Raw genomic sequence first — 24,006 nt, forward strand, 5'->3', positions numbered from 1 at the left:
TATGAACAAGTTTTCTTCCATTCAATGGGTGGTACAACGCAACCTGACAAGTATTACCGACTTCAATGAATTAGCTGCGGCATGTGAAAAATTGGAAATTCCATTTGTGCATGTTGATATCATTCCATTCACGACAACACTTCCTGCTATTGATACGACTCGCCACTCAATTATTTATGGTTCCACTACTTTTAATAGAATGGCAGAGCAGCATGCAGGGTTAAAAAAGGGCTACTTCTTTGATCCAGACAGGTTTTCGATCGAGAACTATATGGAGCGCTGGGGTGCACATATGCTGAATTTCGGTGCTGAAATTTCTTCATTTAGGTCCCTGATGGAGAATAGTAGCTACGCACCTGAAAAACAATTATTTATTCGACCAAATGATGATGATAAGTCTTTTGCCGGCGAAGTAAAATATTATAGTGAAATTGCATCTTGGTATACCGCACTCACAAACCTGGAGAATACTCCACTTACACCTGATACCAAAATAGTTGTTTCTGAGCCTTATAGCATTCAATCTGAATGGCGACTTTGGATTGTGAATAAAAATGTGGTAGCGGCCTCCAAATACAGGCAGCATTTCAGGCTTGTGAAAGAGCGGGGGTGTCCTAATGCTGTAATAGAGTTTGCTTTGGCACGCTGTGCGGAATATACTCCGCATGATGTATTTGTAATGGATGTTTGTTATTCAGGAGATGCTTATTACATAGTAGAGTGCGGATGTTTGAACGGAGCTGGTTTTTATAAAGCGAATATTGAGGATATAGTAAAGAGTGTATCGTCGTATTTTGTGCAAATCTTGTAATGCTACATAGGATTATCCAACAACTCTTTTAAATCTACAGTTATCTGGAATAACCTACTTGCTCCTTTATCGTCATCAGCCACCATGTGTAATGTCCATCTGTTATCAGTTATGTTTGAAATACAAATCCCTTCTACTTTTTCACCTTTGAATGCGTGATCAACATCGGACAAATTAATCACTCCATCTAATGATATTTCCTTGTCATTTATTTTTTGACTAATGTTGTTAATCCAGGCGAAATAACTATCGCCAATAACACCATCATCATAGGCGTTGCTGGTAGCCTCGCTTGAAAGGATAACGAATAAGATATCTTCTTTTTCTGCATAGCACAGTTCAGATACGCCGGCAAAGTTTGCTAATGGGAGTTTAAGAATTGAGATACCGATTGGTGCAGTTTCCTGTTGGGCTAAGAAGTCTGCGGTGGTGGTGATAAAGTGATTAACCGTATTAGCCTCATTGCCACGATTGCTGAGTACTAAACGATTTCCAAGAACGGCTGCACCTTCAATGTTTATTTCTGGAATCTGGTGCAGGCGTTTTATGAAAGTAGCATAGGATGTTTGAAGTGGTTTACTGCTGCCAACAGGCAGGTTTACCGAAACCGCTATTTCACGTTCTTTGGTTGCACCCGAGCCCAGTGCTAAAAGAGTATCGTTAATAATAACTGAGGTTTCAAGGTCTGGCTTTTGTGCTTTAGGGATACGTTTTCCATCATAACTAAATAGCTTTACGGTATTGACTTCGTTGTAATTACTATCTAAAACCAGGAGTTCATTTGCATCATCACCGATGATATAGAGAAGGCCATCATGGTAATTGATGGAGGAGCCGGAGGGGAAGTGGCTTAGCAGCAGGGTTTTGAGTAAGGTGATGATAGTTTTCAAAAACAGAAATTTTATGTTTGCAAAACTGATATCCTTCACGTTCCAGGAAGGATCGCGTGCTTCATTCCTTGAATATGCTCCATTAATTTACGATCATTTCCTATTCTTCTCCTCCAATTCCAGGAGATATTTTTTTCTCCATAAGCCTCCGCCATACCCAGTCAGTTTCCCATCCGATCCAATCACTCTGTGACACGGAATCAATAATGAAATCCGATTCATTCCATTCGCATTAGCAACAGCTCTTACGCTTTCCGGACTGTCAATTGTAATAGCTTGTTCCCGATATGACCTGGTTTGTCCGTATTTAATGGACTGTAGTGCTTTCCAAACTTTCTGTTGGAATTCAGTACCCGGTGTATCCAGTGGTACTGAAAATTCTTTTCTCTCTCCTTTAAAATATTCCGAAAGTTGGCTTTGCAATGTGTCAAAATGCGGATTGTTCCCTTGAACGATGGTGGCATTCAGCAATTTTGCAATTGATTTTAGTTCCGTTTCCAGCATCTTGCGATCGGTGAATTCCAATAAACAAATACCTTTACTTGTAGCGCAGGCAATCATTGTTCCTAAAGGAGTTTCCAGCCGTGTCATATCAATAATATGCTGTTTTTTCCCATCCCTGGGGGAAACACCGAAGACACTTTTAAAGGTGTGGCCAAATCCACTTAGCGATTCAAATCCAGTATCAAATGCAGTATGGGTAACGCTTTCGCCTTCCTGTATTTTCTTAAATGCCGAATTAATCCTGAACATCCGCTGGTAGGCCTGAAAGGTAATTCCATGGTTTTTTAAAAACCATCTACGGATCTGACTGGGCTCAATCCCTTTTTGCCGGAGGTCGTAATCTTTAAATTTTAAGGAGGGATTTTCAGAGAACTCGTTTATGACCTGTTGGAATTTTGCCGGGGTTTCATTCAAGGAAGCCAAAGGATTACATACCTTACATGCCCTGTAACCTTTTAACATACACTCCCTGGCAGTTTTTAAGAACTCTACATTTTCAAGTTTCGGCTTTCGTGCAGGACAGGAAGGTCTGCAAAAAATGCCGGTGGTTTTAACAGCAGTAAAAAATTGACCTTCAAAGGAAGTGTCCTTTTCGATAATTGCTTTGTACATTATTTCAGTGGTCAGGTTCATTGCTTGCTAAGATTTAAATCTCAGATGGTAACTTTTACAAAAGTACCACTTAGCAACTTTTTGATGCAACCGAAAAATTGACAAGTATTTTTTGATAGTGATATTGCTGCTGTTTCTGCAACTGTTCGGGCCGCTAGGGTATAGAATAATTAATACTAAACTGTAACTATAATTATATTTTGGGCTTCTCTAATTGTTCCAGATAAGTCTATGCTTTTTTCTAGAATCGTTTTCTTAGCAAGGTTGTCGGGTAGACATTCCGAAAATTTTGAAAACCATTTAACTTCAATTTGAGATTCCAGTAAAATGCTTATTTGTTCTGAAGAAGTTAACTTTAATTGTTCGAGTAATTCCATTATTGATTTAATAGAATAACTAACTTCTTGAAACTTTATATAAATTCGCTGGTAATTATACTCTTGGTCTGCATTAATATGGTATGCTAAAAACATACTAATGCAGCGATTAATTTTATCTCCGGCAAAAGTCCATATGGTTATAGTGCTGCCATCTTCAGAACCATCTACAGTCCAATATCCTTCCTTCCACTCTGTTAAATAGAACCTATTTCTTTGGGAGTCTAAGACGCTGAATCCATAAGGATCTAAAAAGTTAATACTTTCTTTACCTATTAAAATATTTCCTATTTCTATGGCTAATTCATATGGTACATCGAAGTTTCCCCAACTCCGCCATTTTGGAGGTAGACCTGTTACATTCTTTTTTACAAGCACTTGTTGGGCATCATGATCTAATTTGATTGCATTCCATTCTTGACCTCCTAAAACAAATACAAAAGGTAAGGTCTGAGTCATCGCAAATGATGCGTCCAGAGTTCCGATTACCTTTTTTCCATCCACTACATTGTACATCGGCCCCGAATCAAAAATCGCAAAAAGCCTTTTCCAATTTGCTTTAAGAAATTTTTGTTCTGCTTCAATACCTATTAATAATACTCCAAATGCTTCACTGCGAAGGTAGTTAGTACTAATCATAGCATCTACCAACTTATCAAATTGCGCACGAGTAATTGATGAAAAACAAAATGCCTTTGATAAAACAGGCCAAATTTGTTCAGGGGTAGCCCCACGTTCCTGCAAACAAAAGCAGATGATTTGGTGGGCCAAAATATGAAAAGCAGATGTCGAAATATTGATGTTTTCCGACTGCCTTTTTAGGCCCAAGCTAACACATCCAACCAGCAATAAAAGCTCTTCAGGATCAGAGCATAGGCCGCGGAAAAACTGAGGGCGTCCTGTTCTTCGTCCAGTTCTACCCACGCGTTGTAAAAAAGATCCTGCACTTGTAAGTGAGCCTATTTGGATTACCTGATCCAATTCTCCAATGTCAATTCCTAGTTCTAGTGTGGATGTGCTGATTATAGCATTCAGGGACATTTCTGTAGCATTTTTTATCGAATTTTCTGCTTCTTCTCTTAAATGTTTACTTACAGAGGAGTGATGGGTTTTGACTTTTACTGGAAATCTTGAATTGAGGTTGAGTTCATTTATCCTTGTGGCTGTTTCTTCGCTTGATGATCGGGAGCGTTCAAATACAATGGATTTCTTACGAATTAACAGGTTATAAAGAGTGGATTGAAGGTCTGCTCCTTCATCTTTGAAAAACTGAACTTTGAAATCCCGCTCTTTCTCAATTCCGGATTTCACGCATAGATATTCTCCTTCATGCATTCGATTCCCAACTAGCCATTTAAGAAGCCCCTGAGGGTTGCCAATAGTCGCTGTGATCGCAATTCGTTGTACAGGTAATGGCAATGCTGTTTCTAAGCGTTCAAGTAAGGATGATAGATGAATTCCTCGTTCTGTTAAAGCGAAATAATGGGCCTCATCAATCACAATTGTCTCAAGACTTTTAAAAACTTCTTGCCAATTTGCTCTCCTAAGTAATATAGCTTCAATGGATTCAGGTGTGGTCAACAAAATATCAGCAGGAAAAGTCATTTGCTGTAACTTATCAGATTGACTTACATCACCGTGCCATTTGAATGCTTCCAGATAGCACATTTGTGCATATGGTAAGACTCGTAATGATAAGTCATTAAGCAACGCCTTTAAAGGAGCAATATACAATATCTTAAATCCAGATTTCGATGACGAAGAAATCCTTGTTAGTAATGGAAATAAAACGGCCTCCGTTTTTCCACCTGAAGTGGGAGCTTCAATTACACAATTCTTACCATGGAATATTGGATCAAAGGCCCTTTTTTGAATTTCTGTGAGGTCCTTCCAACCTTTATTCTTTATGTAGTCTTGAATTCGTGGATGTAGTTTTTTGAACTCCATTTATTTTGTTGCTAATTAAGTATTACTGATCCCTCATTTGTCAATGATGATGCGGATTTTTTTAGAAATTGCCTCAGGTAAACGCCCTGATTTTCTTCACATAAGTCCAGCATTTGGATAAATTCTCGAAGGATTGGTCGGGGTTTTCTATCTACGCTTTCTTCTCCGAAAACCGTCCATTCGTTAATAACTTCAACCACAGCATCGTCATCAACATAATGTTTTGCATTCCATCCATACGCAATTCCATACAAGTCTCTGATTTTAAGTACAACTTTTGTCAAACGCTCACGATTAAGAGATTCCAGGCTTATGATCGGCTGCCTCATACTAACATAGTTTTCATGAGTGAATGGGGTGAGTACCCTTTCAGATAGTGCTTCATAACTCTTAAGCCCATATCGTTCATCTTCGAAAAACTCATCAGTCCCAGTGAATATGAGAAGACATCCCGGGAGTGCATTTCGACCAGCTTCATCTATCAAAAGCCTCAAGGTTTCCAGTGCTTGTTCTCGTTGGCGGGCATGGGGAAACTTTCTGACCAATTCTAATTCGTCTACCAGTAATAGTAACCCTTTATATCTTGCCCCACTAATTATTTCCAAAATGGCGCGCATTCTTGCGAAAACATTATTTGACTCTAAATAACCTTTTACTCCTATATCTCTTAGTGCTTGAGCGGATAGAGATTTACTACCCATAATCCATGCCACTGCATTTGAAGTCAATTCCATATCTCCTTTCATCTTTCCCTCATAAAATGCTCTTAATGCCTGTGAAAAGCCAGGCTCGATATCATTAAAATTTGCCAATTCTACTTCAATCGCTTTTTCAACAATCTTGGAAAGCGTTTCTTGCTCTTGTGGTTGACTGTAGTCTATTCCTTCGATTCTAGCTGTTTTATTATGGATATTCAGTAACCATGATTCTAGAATGTCCACCAGAGCGCTTGAATCTGTCTTTTCTGGAGTGCGTAATCCTGTAATCAATCCAGAAAAGAATATTGGCAAATCTGATAAAGGTTGTTCGTGACTAATGTTAATGAATGATACAGCAAATTCATGTTCTAGTGCAAATTCCTTTAACCAGGAACACAAAAATGTTTTGCCAGAACCATACTGGCCTCTAATAAATTTAAAGTGAGATTTATTTGAATTTACTTCTAGCAATATGTCTGCTAAATGATTACGTGCGGTTTGTTGTCCGACCATCAACAGATTGAGATTGGTTCGCGGTACTACGCCATGTCTTAATGCATCAATAATATCACGGGCCGATCTCTTTTCCAAAATTATCCCATCTGCAATATCATTGGATGTCCATTGGTAGATATTGGTGCTTTGCACACTTTTAATCTGAATATATGGTCTGTTTTCTTTCTTGAGCTTAGCCATTATTTCCGCCATATGGGCTTTATGCAGAAACCAACCTAGCTGGTGTTTGGTTACAATTCTGGTGAGATCTTGTTCAGTAATCGACTTTGCCTCCTTAAGAATTGATATAATTATTTTTTCATCGTTGCCAAAATTAGGGAATGATCCATCAACTTCTGTCCAATTTGATGGTAAAACACTTGGCTCTAATATCTTTTCTTGAAGTTCGGAGCTTGCCAAAGCTGCATCCAACTCAGGAGCTACAGTAGCCCGTAATTCAATTGATAAATAAGTTGGTGAATAATCCAGGATTCTGTCGATCAACTCTTGTTTTGCACCTGAAATATTTAATCCAAATTTTCGACACAGCAATGAAAGGTCATCCTTCCTAAGGTAATTCAATATTGACCTTTCAGATTTATAGCATTCTAATATTCTCTTTATTTTTTCATCCTTTGTACCACTCGTCATTAATTGGTTTTGATATAGGATGTCATATAGTTGCTGTCCTGTTAAATTCCCCAATACTTTGGCATAAACATCTGAATCCATTTCTCGCATCTCGGGTTCAGGGGGAGCAAGTGGGGATAAATCGTGAGTAATCTTTGCCGCCAGATCACACTCTTCATCGAAGTACTGAATAATGTTTGCAATTACGGCATTCTTAGATCCACTTATTGCTATTCCATTGCTTCTGCAATAGTCACGAAGATTTTCAAGATTTATTTGGGAGAGCAAATCGTTTGGAGGAATAAGGGCTTCTATGAGGCGGTTGACCATTATGTCTTTTGTTCCACTTATGTTTAATTGATAGAAGTTCAGTAATTGTGATAACTCCTCTCGACTAAATGCTGTTAATAATCGACGAAATGAATCATCCATTAATTCTATCCCAAATGTTTTTCGGATCTGAACCGCTACCTCGTCAGCGATGAGATATTTATTATCATAAGTTAGCAAAATGCCTGTAGCAAGTAAGAAATTTCTCACATTATAGTATTCTTGATCAATATTCCAGAGGTCAATAATGGAAGAATCATGCATAAGTGTAAAATGTTCTCGTTCCCATATTCCGAGCTCATTTTTTACAAGTTCCAGTATATAAGCCTCACTTTTATCAATCAAACCATCATTTTCCCAAGCTCTTTTCAAGATCTTAATGTATAATTTGGCGTCTTTTTCTTTGCCGGAAGTGCTTTGGGTTGCTCTTTGTGTCAGCTCTTTTAAATTCATCAATACTTTCGCTCTAAAACCATCCACTTCTATCATGAAATCTGGAGCCTGTATTATCAGATTTAATATAGCATACATAGGGGGCTTCCCATATTGGATTTTATCCGAGATATAAGATTGGGAGCTTAACGCAGATATTATTTCTTGGATGATAACTGTTTGAGGAAGTCTCAGGCTTATTGCCTCATCTATCTTATCTGCTGCTAATTGATCAAGCATTGCAGGTTCATAAGTTTCAAGAACATTCAATAGCTTCATAAATACGTGAGAGTTTGGTGGTTTAGTATTGGGATCGCTTAAATCTATCTTCCTGTCTTTCCTTCATGGGGCATTCGCATTGCACTCCTGTTGCAACTTAGAACACTTCAAAATTTAGTATTAAATTAAGTAATTGATTTATAAAAAGAAAATACTTAAGATATATGTTATAATAATTTAATTTAAATGAATAGGTAAAGCAATCATCATTTACTTTACTATTTGAATTCATTTCAATTGCAGAGGTGCCTGTATCCTTTGTTTGTAAACTCATCAGAAGGTTTTTATGTTTTTCAATTTGGCCATAACTGTCTGTTTTTTTATATTTATGGCCAAATTGACTTTATGGAAAGGCTAATAGGTAGAGAAAAAGAAATTGTTTTGTTAGACCAGATCAAAGAAAGCAAAGCATCCTCCTTCGTGGCGGTGTATGGTAGAAGGAGGGTAGGGAAGACTTTTTTAATCAGGCAAGTATTCGATAATAAGTTTGATTTCCAATTGACGGGTATGTCTAATGTGAACCTATCCCAACAGCTTGCAAATTTCCATACTTCCCTTATAAAATACCATCCTTCAGCTCATAGTGAGGAGCCTCCTGCCGATTGGTTTACTGCATTCCAACAGCTTATTGATTTGCTGGAGTCTAGTAGGCGTAAAAAGAAAATTATTTTCTTGGACGAACTTCCTTGGCTTGATACTGCACAATCTAATTTTATACCAGCACTCGAGCATTTCTGGAACTCTTGGGCAAGCGCAAGAAATGATGTGATATTAATAGTGTGTGGTTCAGCTGCAGGGTGGATGATCAATAAACTGATTAATAGTAAGGGGGGGCTGCATAACCGGGTAACTCATCGACTTAGATTAGAACCCTTTACACTAAGGGAGTGTGAAAGCTTCTTTAATAACAGGAAAGCAAGATTCGACAGATATCAGCTCATCCAATTATACATGGTTATGGGAGGTATTCCCTTCTATTTAGAACAAGTTGATATTAGACAAAGTGCCGCTCAAAATATTAATAAACTGTGTTTTGATAAGGATGGAATACTTCGGTCAGAGTTCGATAATCTTTATCAGTCTCTGTTTGACAACGCAGAAAAACATATTGCCATAATCGAAACTTTAAGCAAAAAATCAAGGGGATTGACACGCGGGGAGCTGATCAAAGGTGCTAAAGTCCCTACAGGTGGAAGTGTAACCCGATTGCTAAAAGAGTTAGAAGAAAGTGGTTTCATTCGCAAATACATCTCATATGGGAAAAAGGAAAGAAATAGCCTTTATCAGCTAACTGATTTTTATTCATTGTTTTATTTAAAGTTTGTAAAAAAGGCGAGCATATTGGATGAGAATAGTTGGATTAATAGCTTGGATAGTCCGGAACAACGCTCCTGGAGTGGTTACGCTTATGAGCAGATCTGCCTGGCTCATATTAAGGAAGTGAAAAACGCACTTGGAATCAGTGGGGTGCAAACAATAACGTCATCATGGATCAGTACAAATACCACAGCGGGTGCACAAATTGACCTTGTGATTGATAGGCGTGATCAGGTCATTAATATTTGTGAAATGAAATTTTCTATTAGTAAGTATACAATCGATAAGAGATATGCAGAGGAGTTGAGGAATAAGATTGGGATATTTAAAGAAGAAACCAAAACGCGAAAAGCTATTTTTCTAACTATAATAACAACCTTCGGCCTGAACAGAAATAGTTATGCCGATTCGATGGTACAGAACAGTCTGACTATGGATATTTTATTCAAATGATCTTTTGTAAATGGAGTAAGTGACCTTGGATTCCTATTGCAGTGGAAATTAATATTTAAGGACCACTCTTTACTATGCAGCCAGTAGTACCTTTCTAAAATAGCGACTTATTTTAGAAAATTTTCTACCACCAAACCGACCACCACGCCCAAATAAGAAAACCGCAAACACTTCTTTCAAAGTATTTGCGGTTTAGATTGCCTGTAACCCAAACGGAACAAATGTTGAACATTTTATTGCTTGATACTTTCAACCTAGACTATTGAAACATTTGTTATTCTTTGAATCGGTCTAGAAATAAAATTGTATTATCCAGTTTCCTTTGCGCACCGTGATGCAGGACAGCCCCATTCATATGTCTATTGAATGTGTCTGTAATAGATCTTACCATATTGTTATATGCAATTGGGTTTAGACTTGGTTGAATGATACAGAATGAATATTGCTCAATAGTCGTTTGATCTCTTAAAGGAACAGGGTGTAATATCAATTTCCCATCTTGTGCCAATTGATGAACGATTTCAGGCCTTACTGCATTTATTGCGGAATTATCAACATATCCACCTGCCCAGTCTTGATTTTCTCCTTTTAGATATGCTTCGACAATACCTTTGCCATACATTGAGGAGTTATAAAATCTTGTGCCATTGGCTCCTGGTAAATTCGATGGAGTAAACTCCATGTCCCCTAAAACCATACAACCCCTTATTGGAAACGAAGCCTGCATGCATCTCCAGTAAAATTGATGGCAAACATTAACTAGATCAGTGAAGCTATCTTCTGTGTCGTCATTAGACCAAAAAATTATACTATCCGAGATATGCATACAATTTATACGTGAAACAGCTAGATTAGGGACAACAATTCCAGGCCTTGCATTAATCAATTGACCATTAGCAAGTGCTGTTTGAGATTCTCTAAAGATATGTTGGAAGTGATGGTCAACATAGGCCTTATCATTGTTGTCTATAAATTCTTTAAAACCTAAAATATCGAAGTAAGCGATAAATTTATTCATTTGGAGAATTTCTTTGGGTGAGTGATTAACAATTTTTAGTCTTAAAAATATTAAAAAAGGCCACCCTTAAAATAAGAGTGACCTTTTTACCTGTAGCCCAGATGGGATTTATTTGGAACCGCTGATGGCGTTTTTGGGTGAAATTCAAGGGGTGATGGTCTGTTAATTGGGCAGTTCATTCTATAACTATTTGCCTCTGCGTCTGTCTGAAAGGTCTTGTAGATATATATCAAGCTCAAGAGTTGCGATTTCCAAATCAAGGTATAAGCCACTAATCTTATTTTTTTTTGTGTATATATATACTGTATTATGTTTTTTTTGACCAGAAAATTCTTCAGTCCTTATCTTTAGTCATTTTCTGAAAGGAGTATGTGTTTTGAAGGTGTCGATTACATTGCTTAGTGGGAATTATTTTCATGTATAAAAAAATCAATGTATTTAAATCCTCAATTTTGATCCATGAGTTCTTCCGATTTATGGATACTATATTTGTAACGTTGTTTGAGATTATTGATTGCGGCGGAAAGATTGAGAAAATAAGATGTGATCTCTGTGGTTTTATTTATTTCAACGCTGTACTCTTCCATGGAACTAAGAAATGCTTGGTGGGGGCCATTATTTTGGCAGAAGTTAATCAGGTCTGAAACTTGAAAGTCTTGTTTCGCCCAGAGTCTGAAACTAAGTAAGTCTTCTCCAGGTATCTGATAGTTCCAAACTCCTTTATTAACGAATGCTGTCAATTCATGTACATTTCTTACTGGATATCCATTTATGTGATATCCGTATAATTTTCTTACTGAGGGCACAATAATAAATTGCATTTGCTTAATTTCTGACATCTCAATACCGGTACGTGAACAAAACTCTTTTAAAAAAGAAGGATCACTAAGCGCAGAATTTAAATAGTCTAATTGCGAGACTGCCTTTTCAAAGACATTTACTGTGGTCCTGTACTCGAAGGCGTCAGTAGAGTGGATTGTATCCTTGCACTCTGCGATAAAGAGGTATCCGTCTTTAAACGCATAAAAATCAATATCACTTTCGGTTTGAGATGAACTATCATATGTAACTTTAAATTCTGCTCCAGTTAAGAATCCTTTTTCCTTAAAAGATTTTACTAGAGTATGAGGGATCTGCTCGTGGTATGGCATTTGGCCAGCTTTGAAATTATTTCTTCGTTTGGCTTCTAAAGGGAAAATGTTTCTAACGGTGTTTGAGTTGGCAAGCACAGAAGGTTGTACAAGAAAGTAATCGTCTTTCTGGATGATTGGCGTGTATTGTAAGTCGAGAGGCTCGTTGCTACCAGTTTCCCAGCAAATCATCTTCAGATATTTTTCTACTTTAGAAGGTTCGCCTGCCTTTTCAAGTAGTTCAACTATTTCATTTTTTTTGAAAAGGATAAGTATAGCATCAAAGGTTATGTCTCTATTGTCACTATTCAAATATTCTAGGAATTTATTGCTAAACAGGAAATATAGTAGCACAAATACTCGATTAAATAATATGAAGTCATATAAAGTGAATCCATTACTTAATTCATATTTTATGAGGTTTTCCTGAGGAATAAGAAGTTCTTTTTCAACGTGGCTTAGCATTTGCATTTCCTCTGCAAAGGAATCAATTTGTTTTTTACAGAGAAATTCTATAATTGGAAGGGCAATATTCAATCTGAATCTCTTGTATGGTATTGTTTTTAGTTCAATTGTATTTGGATATTTGTCGTTTATTTCTGTTGCAAGCGCTTTTAGGCTCGGAAATTCTTTGGTAAATTGCTGCACATAAAATTTGTCGGTATCGGTCTGAGTTTTATAAATAATGTGAGAAAGTTCGATGCTTTTTGCTAGATCGATGTCAGCTTGTCTTACGATCGTCTTTTCGCCAGTATGATAACAGACATACCCAAAGGATTCAATAGAGATCTCTAATTCTTTAATTACCCGTAGTTTACAAGCAGCCAGTATTAGTTGGCTTGCTATCTTGCTATTAATGAAGTTATAATCGATAAATATAAGATCTTCTTTGTTTATAGGTAGCCTCTCATTTAACATTAGTAATAAGAGTGAAATGCCTTCTGATATTTCTTCTTTCGTGTAAAAATTCATCCTTTGGTAGCTATATAATTCTCTTTCTGCCTCCCTTTCGGTTAGAAAATTATATTCATTGATGGCTAGTAAAGATTTAATTATACTTAATTTCCCTAAGCGTCCGGGTACTTTTGGAGTATTAAATCCTCTGCAAGTTTTGATTTTTTTAAGTATATCATTGTGTAGAATCTTTATCTCACTATATAGTTCTGTAAAATTGTTTAATGATTCGAGGTAGATCTGCTCCTTTGGACTAAGCCTAAATAAATTTTTATACCTTATGAGATGTGTGGAAATACTTGGAACCGGATTTTTGACGTTTAAATATCTAGAATGCCTAAGGAATCCATTCTTTTTAATTCGTTCCAATGAATAAGCTTTATTAATGCAAAGAACTAGTGATATAAAATCTATCGCACGATTCAGTTTGCCAGCTAATAAAAAAGAATCAATGTCATTCAATAATTCCTTTATGAAATTTTCTTCTTCTTTTCTGCTTTTAAAGCTAAGTGGAAGTGGGTTCGTATCTAAGAAGTGAGCCCAATCTGATTTGGGTAGGGATTTTTGCCAATCTGTTTTCGTAGCCATCTTATAATGCAATAAGTATATAAATTTACTCTAGTTTACTCCGAAAATTGTGGATAAATGGAACTCGAAAGGCATGGAAAGGACTAATCTATATTGTTTCATAGTGTTTCATAGTGTTTAGATCTATCCTGCTACAAGGAGTGACTTTAGACAACTACCTCTTTCATTAATTCATAAACTGTCGGAAAATGAAAAATTAGAATGGTAAATCATCATCAGATATATTCGCGTTTTGATTTGGTTCGCCAATTTCAGTAGTTTCTGACACATGGGTTGCATCATTGAGCTTAAATTTGGCTTCCAGTGTTTCCATAATTAGGTTTTGAATATTTTGTTTAATATCATCTAGGCTCTTTGTAATTCCATCTTTATCTGTAATTATCTGCTCTACAGTTCGCCATTTGGAACCTGAAATATTTAGTCTTTTGTTCTCCCAGTTTTTTTGGAGATACTCTGCAATATTGAAAAAGAATCTGATGTACTTTTTAGTTAAAAGGTACATTATATGGCAGTTGTAGCTAGTCAAGTTGGGGTACTTTCCAAGTATGTCTATCGAAATCGTTTTAAACGGAGGTTCAACATTAAGTTCAAAACCTGCAATTTCTTCATATTCACCATGATCTTCATCATAGACTGTGTGGTAATAAACATGAGTAGAATAATCGTTGGTTTGTTCATTGATCCATCGTTCTATTATCCATTTTTTGGGAGTAAAATCATAATCTTGTAAGAAACTAACTTCAACGGCATAAATCGAATCGAGATCTGGTCCTAATGTTAGGCTTGACAATATTTTTTTAACAAAATCTAATGTTTGAATGGCACCTTCCTTACTTGTATAATCTTTAGCATCTTTTTTTACCAGCTCCAAAAGGGTAAGTGCTGGTTTTGCTGAGGAAGGGTCTATTAAAATCTGTGGCTTAATAGAGTCTAAATAATTTCTTAAATTAGTATTGATGCGACAAAATATGTGAGTTAAAACCCCTTGGATTACATAGAACGGAGTTTGATCTGCGTTGTCGATGAAGTCATCTAGAATAACGTCAATAATTCCTTTATACCTTATATCCTGCGTCGTACTCACTATTAAAGCTTTGACAAAGCTTTCAGTAAATGCGCTTATGAAGCTGGTTTGATATGACGACTGATTATTTAATGAAGAACTTAGAAAATAGCAATTGTGGTATCCTGTTCCTGAATCACGAAAGTATTTCGCCATGGCATCATTTTCTTTTATATAAGTAGTTCCCGATTGGCAGGCATCCACTACCTTTACGACAAGATTAGGGTTTAACGATTTGAAGAGGTCGTCTATATCCTTGTTTTGTAGAGAGGTTTGATTTCTTTTTTTAAAATCAAAATCGGACAGTACATAATAAAATTCATTATTCGAAAACTCTCCATGACCAGAATAATAGAAGAAAAGATCATCAATTTTTTTTCCTAGATGTGAGTCAATAAAGTTATTTATTAGCTCTTTGGTCTTAGAACTATCTTCGTTATTGTTAATATATAAAATTGGATCGAACTTTTCTGTATGAGATAAAATTTCATAGATTAGTTTCGCATCATTTTTGCACCCTGGGAGGTTGTTTTTTGGATTTTGGTACTCACTGACGCCAATAATAATTGCAATATTCATTTTACAGAATTCTGGTGGTTAATAAGGAAGCTACTATATACTCAACTTATATTCTTTAAGATAACAAAGATTTTTGTATTGAGATAACCCAACCAAGTATTTATTGCATCAATTTCAACCGCTAAACGAACCACGACATCCAAGTAATAAAAACGCAAATGTTACATAGTAAGGAGCTTAAAGCCTTTGGTTTCTGACCCAAACAGATATTGTGTGAGCCAACGATATTTGGGTGTGAAATGTATATTTGTTAGAGAATTTCAAAATATTATTGTTTGTCAATGTGTTATATATCTGTATCGTTCTATTGTGTGGTAATCAATTTACCTCTTTGTCACCATAAAAACTGAATGATTATGAAAAACACTCCCACCAACGGCGCAATTGGCTACGCCAGAATCTCCACCAAAGACCAATCTGCCTACTCCATTCCTTACCAGCGAAAAGCCATCATAGACTATTGTGCCCATTACGAGTTAGATTTACTAGCTGTTTTTACAGATGAAGGTGAAAGCAGCTATTCTTTTGATCGACCGAATTGGCAGGCCCTGGAGAGATTTATCAAGCAACATAAAGGAGAAGTGAGTTATCTCATTATCCTGGACCATGACCGGTTTAGTCGTAATCTCTCAGAGGCATTAACGAAGATAGATCAGCTTGAAAAAAGCCTCAATGTAAAAGTGTTATCCGTTTACGAGCCGACAAGTACAGATACCAGGTCGCCGGATACTTTTTTGAGCCGGGCATTCAAACTATTGTTAGCCAATAATGAATTGCTTCGAATTAGAGAGAGAACCAGGCGGGGGATAAGGTTGGCGCGGGAATCCGGAAGAGTTGTTAATACCGCACCATTTGGCTATAAGAATAAAAGAGATGAAAACGATAGGCCTATAATTGTTGTCGATCCGGCGCGGGCGCCGATTATAGTGCAGATGTTTGATGATTTCCTAACAGGGCTACCTCATAAACGAATTACAGAAGATGCCAGAAAGAAAGGATTTACGTTAAAGGGGAAGAGCGCACTGGTTAGAGTATTGACAAATTCGGTCTATGCCGGACTTATTAAAATTCCTGCTTACGATAAAAAGCCGGAGAAATTCGTTTATGGATTACATGAGCCATTGATCAAAGAAGACGTTTTCTGGAGGGTTCAGGAATTATTAAACAGTAAGCCTAAGCCGAGAATAACACCGACAGACGAGATTTTCTTACGTGGATTCCTTTATTGTGCATGTGGTGCAGCTTATACGGGATCATTCAGCAGGGGCAAATCAATGCAATATTATTTGTATTACAGGTGTCTCCGTGAAGGAAGGCCTAATTACCGCGCTGATGCCTTGCATGCATTCTTCCTGATCTTGCTTAGTAAATTGATTTTCTCGCAGCATTTGAAGGCTGCTATTGAAGGAGCCACTAAGGAACAGCTAGAGAGCATGTTAAACGTTGAAATTTTGACCACAAAAAACAATCAAAAGGAAATAGCAGAAATAGAGCAGAAGTGCGAAAGGTTGGAGGAGTGTTTATTAAATGACCAAATAGAGCCTTCTTCATATAAGAAATGGTACAGCAAATTAAGAGAACAAAAGTCTGTTTTGCAGAAAGAAATTGATGATCTGGCAAGGGAGTCGCAGGCCCTTCAGGAGAAATTCGGGAGAATTATTCCCTTACTATTAAACGCGAAGAATGTCTTTGACCATTGCAAGATGGCTTCCAGGCAAAGGTTTATGCGGAAGATATTTGAAGCGGGGCTGATTTATGATGGAAAAATTTTCAGTGCCTCGTACCTGCATCCGGCGTTTATGCATATACGTGAGGAGTTGAATGGGGAGAGCTTATTGGAGATGGTATCGGTAGTTTCTGATACTAATTGGCTCTCTGATTGTAGCGTAGAAATATCGATTGATGAGGACAAACTACTGGCAGCAGAAAATCAATTAGCTACTTTAATTGTTGAGTTAATCGCTGAAACTATTTGCTAATTCTATTCGATTTTTCAGCTAAGTTTTTTAGATACCCATAATGGGAGTTGAAAACATTATACGTTGAAAATTAATATTTTATGAAGGTAAGAAAAACTGGAATTGTGTCGGAGTTAGGAGAGAGAAAAACTAAATAGGTCTTAATCAGCTACTTAGAAAATAAGAAAGCCGCATCATATGATGCGGCTTTCTTCGTAGCGAGATCGGGAGTTGAACCCGAGACCTTTGGGTTATGAATCCAACGCTCTAACCACCTGAGCTACCTCGCCAAATCGTTTTGTATTTCAGCAACCATGGCTGCTTTCCCTCAAAACGGGAGTGCAAAGATAACGGCTATTAAATGAAAAATCAAAATGTATTTTCAACTTTTTTAAAAAAATATTTCAACTCAGCTTTTTTCATCTGGTTTTTCAAAGTTACGTATAACCGATTCATCCACACTGCGAATGTGTAAATCCCGCTGTGGATAAGGCAATTCAATGCCTGCCCGGTTGAACTCATCGTATATATATGCCAGGACATCACTCTGCAGCGGCCCCGCATCTCCCAACTCCGAAATCCAGAAATACACCTTGAAATTGATGGAGTTGTCCGCAAACTGACTCAGTAATATCAGCGGGGCAGGAGCGGTAAGCACCCCCGTACGCGCCGTAAAAGCACTGTTGATAATATCTTTTACCTGCTGTACATCGCTGCCATATGCCACCCCTATAGTAAAATCTACCCTTCGATTCCTGCTCGTCAGCGTCCAGTTGATCAGCTGCTGTGATATCAGGTCGCCATTCGGTACAATTACTTCCGACCCGTCATAAGCCGAAATCTTGCTGGACCGTATACCTATCTCCTTCACCACGCCGGAGCGCGTACCCAGCTCTATCACATCACCTACCTCGATAGGCTTCTCAAAGGCAAGTATAATCCCCGATACCAGGTTGTTTACCACATTCTGCAATCCGAAGCCAATACCTACGCCCAATGCCCCAATAACAATGGCAATCTTGTCCATCGGTATGCCGGAAGCAGAAAAGGCAAGCAGAAAACCACCCGCCAGTATAGTGAGCCGAAGCAATAAAATCGCCGACCCAAGTTTATTCTTTTTGCCGGTGCTCTGCTGCCCCGAAGAGCCGAACAAATAGGAAATTAGCTGCGATACTACAAATGCCACCCATATCACAATCACAAATACAATGATGCTCCTGAACGTGAATTCAAGGCTACCCAGTGTACGGTTGGTAGATAAAAAGTTACTCAGCCAGTTGTACAAAACTTCATACATGTAAAGGTTGCGCGACACCAACACCAGCCAGCCGAAAAAGGCCAGCACTGTAAAAAGCGTGCGTAGCTTATTTTGCACCTCCTGGTAATCTACAAAAGAGATAAAACTGCTGCTCGTTTTGTTGGCTTCCACCTGCAGATATACTGCCTCCAGCAGAATGGTAGTAACCACATACAGATTTACAGCCATAAAGGTGTTAACAACCGCACTGGAGCCAAGGATTTTAGCGAGACTAACCCGCGCAATCAATACCGCTACCAGCGAAAAAAACGCTGTCAGCATATAGATGATCAGCAACGGAGCCGTGTATTTGGGCTCCGCAAAAGTCGACACCGACGTCTCCCGAAATAACCTGATGCCTAATATCACTGAAAAGGTTGCGCCTATAAGTACCCCCCACTGCTCTACATAAGTCACCTCTGTCAATAAATTATTCAGCGAATACACAATCAATAACCCCATCAGCATCAACCAGTGTTTGAATAAGGTTTTGGGCAATTGTTTGTGGAACATGTAAGTCAATGCCAGCATGATAATAAACCACATGATCTCGGTATAAAGTATGGGATACCGGATCGATAAAACGGTTGACAATGTAGTGATTAACAACAACGTACTGGCTATCGGGAACCGGTACAGATATTTGGAATGCAGTAGTATCGCCTCCGCCTCCTGGTCTGCATGCCTCGCCCGGATACGACGGATATTATAAAAAACCCACCAGCCAAAAAGCATCGTGAGCAACAACCACACAAAAAATATAGGCCAGTGAATCGCAAAAAACAGCCCCAATACTTTGGTGCTCTTATGTAACGACACCTTGGCCACCTGCAGGAAGGTCATCGGATTAATGCTGTCCCGCTTCGGTTTCCAGATGTAATGATAGTCCCGGTTAAACATATGACGGGTAAACTGCTGAATCCTGAAATTCATATCTTCCAGCAGGTCACTTACCTCTATATACCGGTTAGCCACCTTGTTCTGCAATAGCCCTATTTTGATAAGATTAACCCTGTTTGCACTATCTACCGCCCTGAATTTTGTGATCAGGTTGGATAACTGACCCACATAAAACCCATACAGCTCATCCTCCGAAGGAATGTTGCGCATAGCAGTATCCCTGCGGAGAGAATGAATGGTGTCATTGATCTCCACCAAACGGTCGTAATAAGAAAAAAGGGTCGATTGCCAGGAATTCAGCTTGCGCTCCAGCTGATCCAGCATGATCTTGTTGGTGTGGATATCATTGAGGTTGGGAGTACGGGAAAGACCGGCAATATTCAGTTTTACCAGTGCCAGACAGCTGTCTATCAACGGCAGCATATCAGTAATGCCGGAAGTATCAAAGCCCCTTTTTAAGGAGCTCATCTCCTGGTTGAGTAAAAGGGTATAATTTTCTATCCGGTTGATAAGTAAGGCCACGGTGGTGTCAGACCTGCGTATCCGCGACTCACTACTGGTATCAGCAGCGGCTTTTTTCAGATTCCGGCTGATGGTAGCACTGTCCGCCGGCCGCAGGGTGTCATGCGCCATCGTATTGATAGCCGCCGTCTTCTTGCGCTGGGCCTCCGCCGGCATGAAATGCATGCACAGCCAGCAACACAGCAGCACCGGAATTATCCGCCAACGTATAATAACCTGAATGGACATATGTTAATTATATCAGGAACGCTTTTATAGCGTTAAAAGTTTGCTCTTTCCCAAACATTTAGGCGTTTAGGCCGTTTACTTTTGGTAGCCTGACCGCTGGAAAAATTTTTTATATGAAAAGAGAAGAAATTGTCGCATCGCTGCGCGCCGACCTGGAGCCATGGGATATCATCGTCATCGGTGGAGGGGCCACCGGCCTGGGAGCCGCACTGGAAGCCGTTACCCGCGGATATCGTACCCTCCTGCTGGAGCAGGTCGATTTCGCTAAATCTACCTCCAGCAAAAGCACCAAACTGGTGCATGGAGGTGTCCGGTACCTGGCCCAGGGAGATGTAAGCCTGGTACGCGAAGCCAGCGTAGAACGTGGCCTGCTTACCCGCAATGCGCCACACCTGGTGCGTAATCTCTCTTTTGTAATCCCTACTTTCTCCTGGTGGGAAAACCTGAAATATACCATCGGCCTCAAAATGTACGACTGGCTCGCCGGCCGGCTCAGCCTGGGTAAGTCCAAACATATATCCAAAGCGGAAGCGCTGGAGCGCCTGTCGACCCTCAAGCCCGATAAACTCGCCGGCGGTGTGCTTTACCACGATGGTCAGTTCGATGATAGCCGCCTGGCTATCAACCTCGCCCAAACCATTGTGGATAAAAATGGGACCGTACTCAACTACATGAAGGTGACCCGGCTGCATAAAGATGAACTCGGAAAAATTTCCGGAATAACGGTTAGGGATACACTAAATGGTGGCCCGGATTTTCATCTCAATACCCGCGCTGTGATCAATGCTACCGGCGTGTTTGCGGATGATATCCTGGAAATGGATAACCCCGCTGCACCCAAGTCCATCGCCGCCAGCCAGGGGGTACATGTGGTATTGGACCAGAAATTCCTGCCAGGCCATAACGCACTCATGATCCCTTCCACCAGCGATGGTCGCGTATTGTTTGCAGTACCATGGCACAACAAAGTAGTAGTAGGCACCACAGATACGCCGGTCAATTATATCACCCTTGACCCGCATGCGCTCGAAGCAGAAATTAATTTCATCCTCACCACCGCCGATCAATACCTGGCCCACCCACCCCAAAGGGCAGATGTACGCAGCGTTTGGGCAGGACTTCGGCCACTGGCAGCCGCCAAAGCGGAAGGACATAAAACCAAGGAAATCTCCCGTAGCCATAAAATTATTGTCGCTAAATCCGGGCTCATCACCATTATCGGTGGTAAATGGACCACCTACCGCCGCATGGGCCAGGATGTGGTGGAAAAGCTGGAACAAACGCTGGTATGGAAACCAACGGAAACAGCTACACGTCATTTGCAGATTCATGGCGCTATCGATAACGTCAACTGGGAGGATCCCTGGTACTTCTATGGCAGCGACGAAAAACATCTCAAACACCTGGAAGCCAGTCATCCTGAATTACAGGAAGTGCTCAGCCAGGCATATGGAATCAATAAGTCGCAGGTGGTTTGGGCAGTGAGAGAAGAAATGGCCCGGAATATAGAAGATTTTTTAGCCAGACGGGTAAGGCTGCTGTTCCTCGATGCCAGGGAAGCTATTCGTATAGCCCCTGCCGTAGCCACCATCATGGCGAAGGAGCTGAATAAGGATGAAAGCTGGATCAACCAGCAAATTGACTCCTTCAATAAAGAAGCACAGTTGTTTTTATTATAAGCCCCACGCGCAGCGGGGATAAAAAAACCAGTGACACCCTCGGTGTCACTGGTTTACAACAGTAAGTAAAATCAGATTACATCCATTTAAACTTCTCTTCTGCAGGCTTCACACGTTTTCCGGCAGGAGCAGGCTCGTCAGAATAACCTAAATAGAAGAAGCCCAGTACCTGGTCGTCATCACCCAGTCCCAGGTAATCTTTCATAGCAGGGTGGAAGGTCATACCGCCCGATCCCCAGTAACCTGCAATACCGCGTGCATTGGCGCTCAGCCACATATTTTGTACGGCACAGGCTACCGCTGCCACCTCTTCCACTACCGGAATGTTAGGCTTGTTACCTCTTTTCATGGTAATGGCAATCACATGAGAAGCCAGGTCACCCTGGGTTTTCAGCTTGTCATAGTTACCGGCAATGTATTTTTCAGCAAGCGTATATTGTTTGTACATATCTGCATGAGCAGTACAAAATTCCTGTACTTTTTCGCCGCTGAAAATCACGAAATACCAAGGTTCGGTATAACCGTGAGTAGGCGCCCAGTCGGCCATCTGAAGCAGTTCACGTACGGTTTCGTCAGCAATCTTTTTGCCGTTCATGCTCGTAGGCTTAATGTTGCGGCGGTTGCTGATAATGCTGTCCACAATTGTGGCTGGTGTTGTTGTATCTATCATGAGTTGGTGTTTTTATTTTTCAAGACTGGCCTTCATTTCGGGCGACAGTCGCGCAACTTTTCTGGTATTGTAATCAAAGCAAACCATGCCGGTTTTGCCTTCTGCTATGGTGTGGGATTTGTCGGCCCTGTTGGTGGTGATGCGATAGAAAAGCTCAAAACCGAAAGTGCTGAACTCGCCCGCAGCCACTTCTACCATCAGTACATCGCCGTGAAAGGCTTCTCCTTTATAGGCGATTGCCACATCTGCCATGATCAAACCGGTATTGGTGACCAGGTCCAGCTCTTTATATCCGATGGATTGCAGGTATTGAAGCCGGGATTCGTGCATGATGCTGAGGATGGCGTCGTTGCCCACATGGCCGCCGTAATTTACATCCTGAATTCTTACCGGTATCTGTATGCTGAAAGGAAAAGCAGCCGGTAATTCAATTTTTATTCTTGCCATTATGCTGGTTTAGGGAGATGTTATTGTAAGCCCTGCAAAAAGGCTACGAATTTTTGAAATGCTCTGGCGCGGTGACTGTACTGGTTTTTTTCGGAGAGATCCATTTCCGCAAATGCTTTATCTGCACCATCCGGAACAAAAACCGGGTCATACCCAAAGCCTTTGCTGCCTCTGATATCAGTGGTGATAGTACCCTTACTCACTCCTTCAAACTGGTATTCTTTATCATTTAATATCAGGGAGATGACAGTGCGGAACTGGGCGGTTCTGTCGGTCTTACCCTGCAGCTCTTCCAGTACTTTGTTGATATTGTCGGCGGAGGACTTCTGTTCTCCGGCATAGCGGGCGGAGAGCACCCCCGGAGCACCGCTCAGGGCTGCTATTTCCAGGCCGGTATCTTCTGCAAAGCAGTTGGTGCCGGTCATGCGGTGAATGGTTGTTGACTTTTCCCGGGCGTTAGCTTCCAGGGTGTCGTGTGGCTCCGGAATGTCGATGTCAATACCGGCATCCAGCAGGGTCACAATCTCAAACTGGTCGCCCAGCAGTGATTTAAATTCCCTGACTTTATTTTCGTTATTCGTCGCAAAAATTAATTTCATCATTATATGGCTATATCGTCAATAATTGTTTAAGTGCCGCCCATAGTCTGGCTTTCAGGGCCTTGTCGGTGCCAATGATCTGCAGTCCGTCGGAAAACAGCACGGCGCTGCTGCCGATGGTGAACAGCTGGTAGTTTGGCAATTCATCGATGGCCAGTTGCTGCGGTGCGATCCCAAATACAACGGCCTGGTTTATTTTAATAGCCTGTTGCCAGTCGGCAAAGCTGAGATCAGGGTAGGAACTGATGTTAATAAGGGCCACATCCTGCATCCCCAGTTTACAAGCATTTAATATATTGGTAAGGAGGTTGAATAATTCGTCGTTTAAATAGGGTTCATTTTCGTTTTGTATGAAGAGCGCAACGTTTTTTTGATTTTCTCCTAAAAATTTGACTTTAGGGAGCGATTTTTGTGGGCTGGCAGTCCCGCCTGTTTTCCCGGGAATGATCGGCTGGGCAAAGAGTTTCGCCAAAAAGTACGGGTCCAGTTGCAAATCTTCAAGTGCCATAGTTATTACAATTATAATTTATATGAAAGCCCCGCGTGGGGAAAAATCAGTTTATTTGCACAGTCCTGCCTTTCCAGGTAGGATGTGTACA

The 24,006-nt window shown here is 40.0% G+C and carries 16 protein-coding genes and 1 tRNA gene; 4 read left to right on the top strand and 13 right to left on the bottom strand.

Annotated features, from left to right (window positions below; translation table 11 throughout):
* The first annotated feature begins 1 nt into the window (after nucleotide 1).
* Nucleotides 2-811: an ATP-grasp domain-containing protein gene (locus tag KW844_RS27250; RefSeq protein ID WP_218379936.1), complete on the top strand. Its 810-nt coding sequence runs from the start codon at nucleotides 2-4 to the stop codon at nucleotides 809-811.
* 2 nt (nucleotides 812-813) lie between these two features.
* Here KW844_RS27250 and KW844_RS27255 read toward each other — a convergent pair whose 3' ends face one another.
* The 4 genes from KW844_RS27255 to KW844_RS27270 form a co-directional block, all read right to left on the bottom strand.
* Complete coding sequence (locus tag KW844_RS27255) at nucleotides 814-1,701, bottom strand: hypothetical protein (RefSeq protein ID WP_218379937.1); 888 nt, start codon at nucleotides 1,699-1,701, stop codon at nucleotides 814-816.
* 93 nt (nucleotides 1,702-1,794) lie between these two features.
* Entirely contained in the window at nucleotides 1,795-2,838 is a 1,044-nt protein-coding gene (locus KW844_RS29315) for a bifunctional transcriptional activator/DNA repair enzyme AdaA (protein WP_218379938.1), read from the bottom strand.
* A 155-nt stretch (nucleotides 2,839-2,993) separates the two neighbouring features.
* Entirely contained in the window at nucleotides 2,994-5,141 is a 2,148-nt protein-coding gene (locus KW844_RS27265) for a DEAD/DEAH box helicase (protein ID WP_218379939.1), read from the bottom strand.
* Between the two features lie 11 nt (nucleotides 5,142-5,152).
* Complete coding sequence (locus tag KW844_RS27270; RefSeq protein WP_218379940.1) at nucleotides 5,153-8,005, bottom strand: BREX system ATP-binding domain-containing protein; 2,853 nt, start codon at nucleotides 8,003-8,005, stop codon at nucleotides 5,153-5,155.
* A gap of 345 nt (nucleotides 8,006-8,350) precedes the next feature.
* Here KW844_RS27270 and KW844_RS27275 point away from each other — a divergent pair, with 345 nt between their 5' ends.
* Nucleotides 8,351-9,775: an ATP-binding protein gene (locus KW844_RS27275; RefSeq protein WP_218379941.1), complete on the top strand. Its 1,425-nt coding sequence runs from the start codon at nucleotides 8,351-8,353 to the stop codon at nucleotides 9,773-9,775.
* Nucleotides 9,776-10,049: 274 nt separating this feature from the next.
* On the opposite strand, the gene KW844_RS27280 is transcribed toward KW844_RS27275, so the two are convergent.
* The 3 genes from KW844_RS27280 to KW844_RS27290 all read right to left on the bottom strand — a co-directional run bounded on the left by KW844_RS27280 (nucleotide 10,050) and on the right by KW844_RS27290 (nucleotide 15,107).
* Nucleotides 10,050-10,793, bottom strand: a complete 744-nt coding sequence (locus KW844_RS27280; RefSeq protein ID WP_218379942.1) for a hypothetical protein — start codon at nucleotides 10,791-10,793, stop codon at nucleotides 10,050-10,052.
* Between the two features lie 446 nt (nucleotides 10,794-11,239).
* Nucleotides 11,240-13,465: a hypothetical protein gene (locus tag KW844_RS27285; RefSeq protein WP_218379943.1), complete on the bottom strand. Its 2,226-nt coding sequence runs from the start codon at nucleotides 13,463-13,465 to the stop codon at nucleotides 11,240-11,242.
* 196 nt (nucleotides 13,466-13,661) lie between these two features.
* Nucleotides 13,662-15,107 (bottom strand): caspase family protein, encoded by a 1,446-nt coding sequence (locus KW844_RS27290; RefSeq protein ID WP_218379944.1) that lies wholly within the window; start codon nucleotides 15,105-15,107, stop codon nucleotides 13,662-13,664.
* A 356-nt stretch (nucleotides 15,108-15,463) separates the two neighbouring features.
* Here KW844_RS27290 and KW844_RS27295 point away from each other — a divergent pair, with 356 nt between their 5' ends.
* Complete coding sequence (locus KW844_RS27295; RefSeq protein WP_218379945.1) at nucleotides 15,464-17,086, top strand: recombinase family protein; 1,623 nt, start codon at nucleotides 15,464-15,466, stop codon at nucleotides 17,084-17,086.
* A gap of 195 nt (nucleotides 17,087-17,281) precedes the next feature.
* Here KW844_RS27295 and KW844_RS27300 read toward each other — a convergent pair.
* Nucleotides 17,282-17,355 (bottom strand) — tRNA-Met (locus KW844_RS27300).
* A 119-nt stretch (nucleotides 17,356-17,474) separates the two neighbouring features.
* Nucleotides 17,475-20,012, bottom strand: coding sequence for a mechanosensitive ion channel family protein (locus KW844_RS27305; RefSeq protein WP_218379946.1), 2,538 nt, complete (start codon nucleotides 20,010-20,012; stop codon nucleotides 17,475-17,477).
* A gap of 113 nt (nucleotides 20,013-20,125) precedes the next feature.
* On the opposite strand from KW844_RS27305, the gene KW844_RS27310 reads away from it, so the two are divergent.
* Nucleotides 20,126-21,691: a glycerol-3-phosphate dehydrogenase/oxidase gene (locus KW844_RS27310; RefSeq protein ID WP_218379947.1), complete on the top strand. Its 1,566-nt coding sequence runs from the start codon at nucleotides 20,126-20,128 to the stop codon at nucleotides 21,689-21,691.
* Between the two features lie 76 nt (nucleotides 21,692-21,767).
* Here the strand turns inward: KW844_RS27310 and KW844_RS27315 are convergent, their stop codons facing one another.
* The 4 genes from KW844_RS27315 to KW844_RS27330 are packed head-to-tail and all read right to left on the bottom strand — an operon-like array spanning nucleotide 21,768 to nucleotide 23,915.
* Complete coding sequence (locus KW844_RS27315) at nucleotides 21,768-22,361, bottom strand: nitroreductase (RefSeq protein ID WP_218379948.1); 594 nt, start codon at nucleotides 22,359-22,361, stop codon at nucleotides 21,768-21,770.
* A gap of 12 nt (nucleotides 22,362-22,373) precedes the next feature.
* Nucleotides 22,374-22,808 (bottom strand): thioesterase family protein, encoded by a 435-nt coding sequence (locus KW844_RS27320; RefSeq protein ID WP_218379949.1) that lies wholly within the window; start codon nucleotides 22,806-22,808, stop codon nucleotides 22,374-22,376.
* Between the two features lie 20 nt (nucleotides 22,809-22,828).
* Entirely contained in the window at nucleotides 22,829-23,410 is a 582-nt protein-coding gene (gene rdgB / locus KW844_RS27325) for an RdgB/HAM1 family non-canonical purine NTP pyrophosphatase (protein WP_255578651.1), read from the bottom strand.
* A 7-nt stretch (nucleotides 23,411-23,417) separates the two neighbouring features.
* Entirely contained in the window at nucleotides 23,418-23,915 is a 498-nt protein-coding gene (locus KW844_RS27330) for a hypothetical protein (RefSeq protein ID WP_218379950.1), read from the bottom strand.
* Between the last annotated feature and the right edge of the window lie 91 nt (nucleotides 23,916-24,006).

Origin of the sequence: Chitinophaga sp. sic0106, from assembly GCF_019219075.1 — a bacterium.
In the GTDB taxonomy this organism is placed as follows: Bacteria; Bacteroidota; Bacteroidia; order Chitinophagales; family Chitinophagaceae; genus Chitinophaga.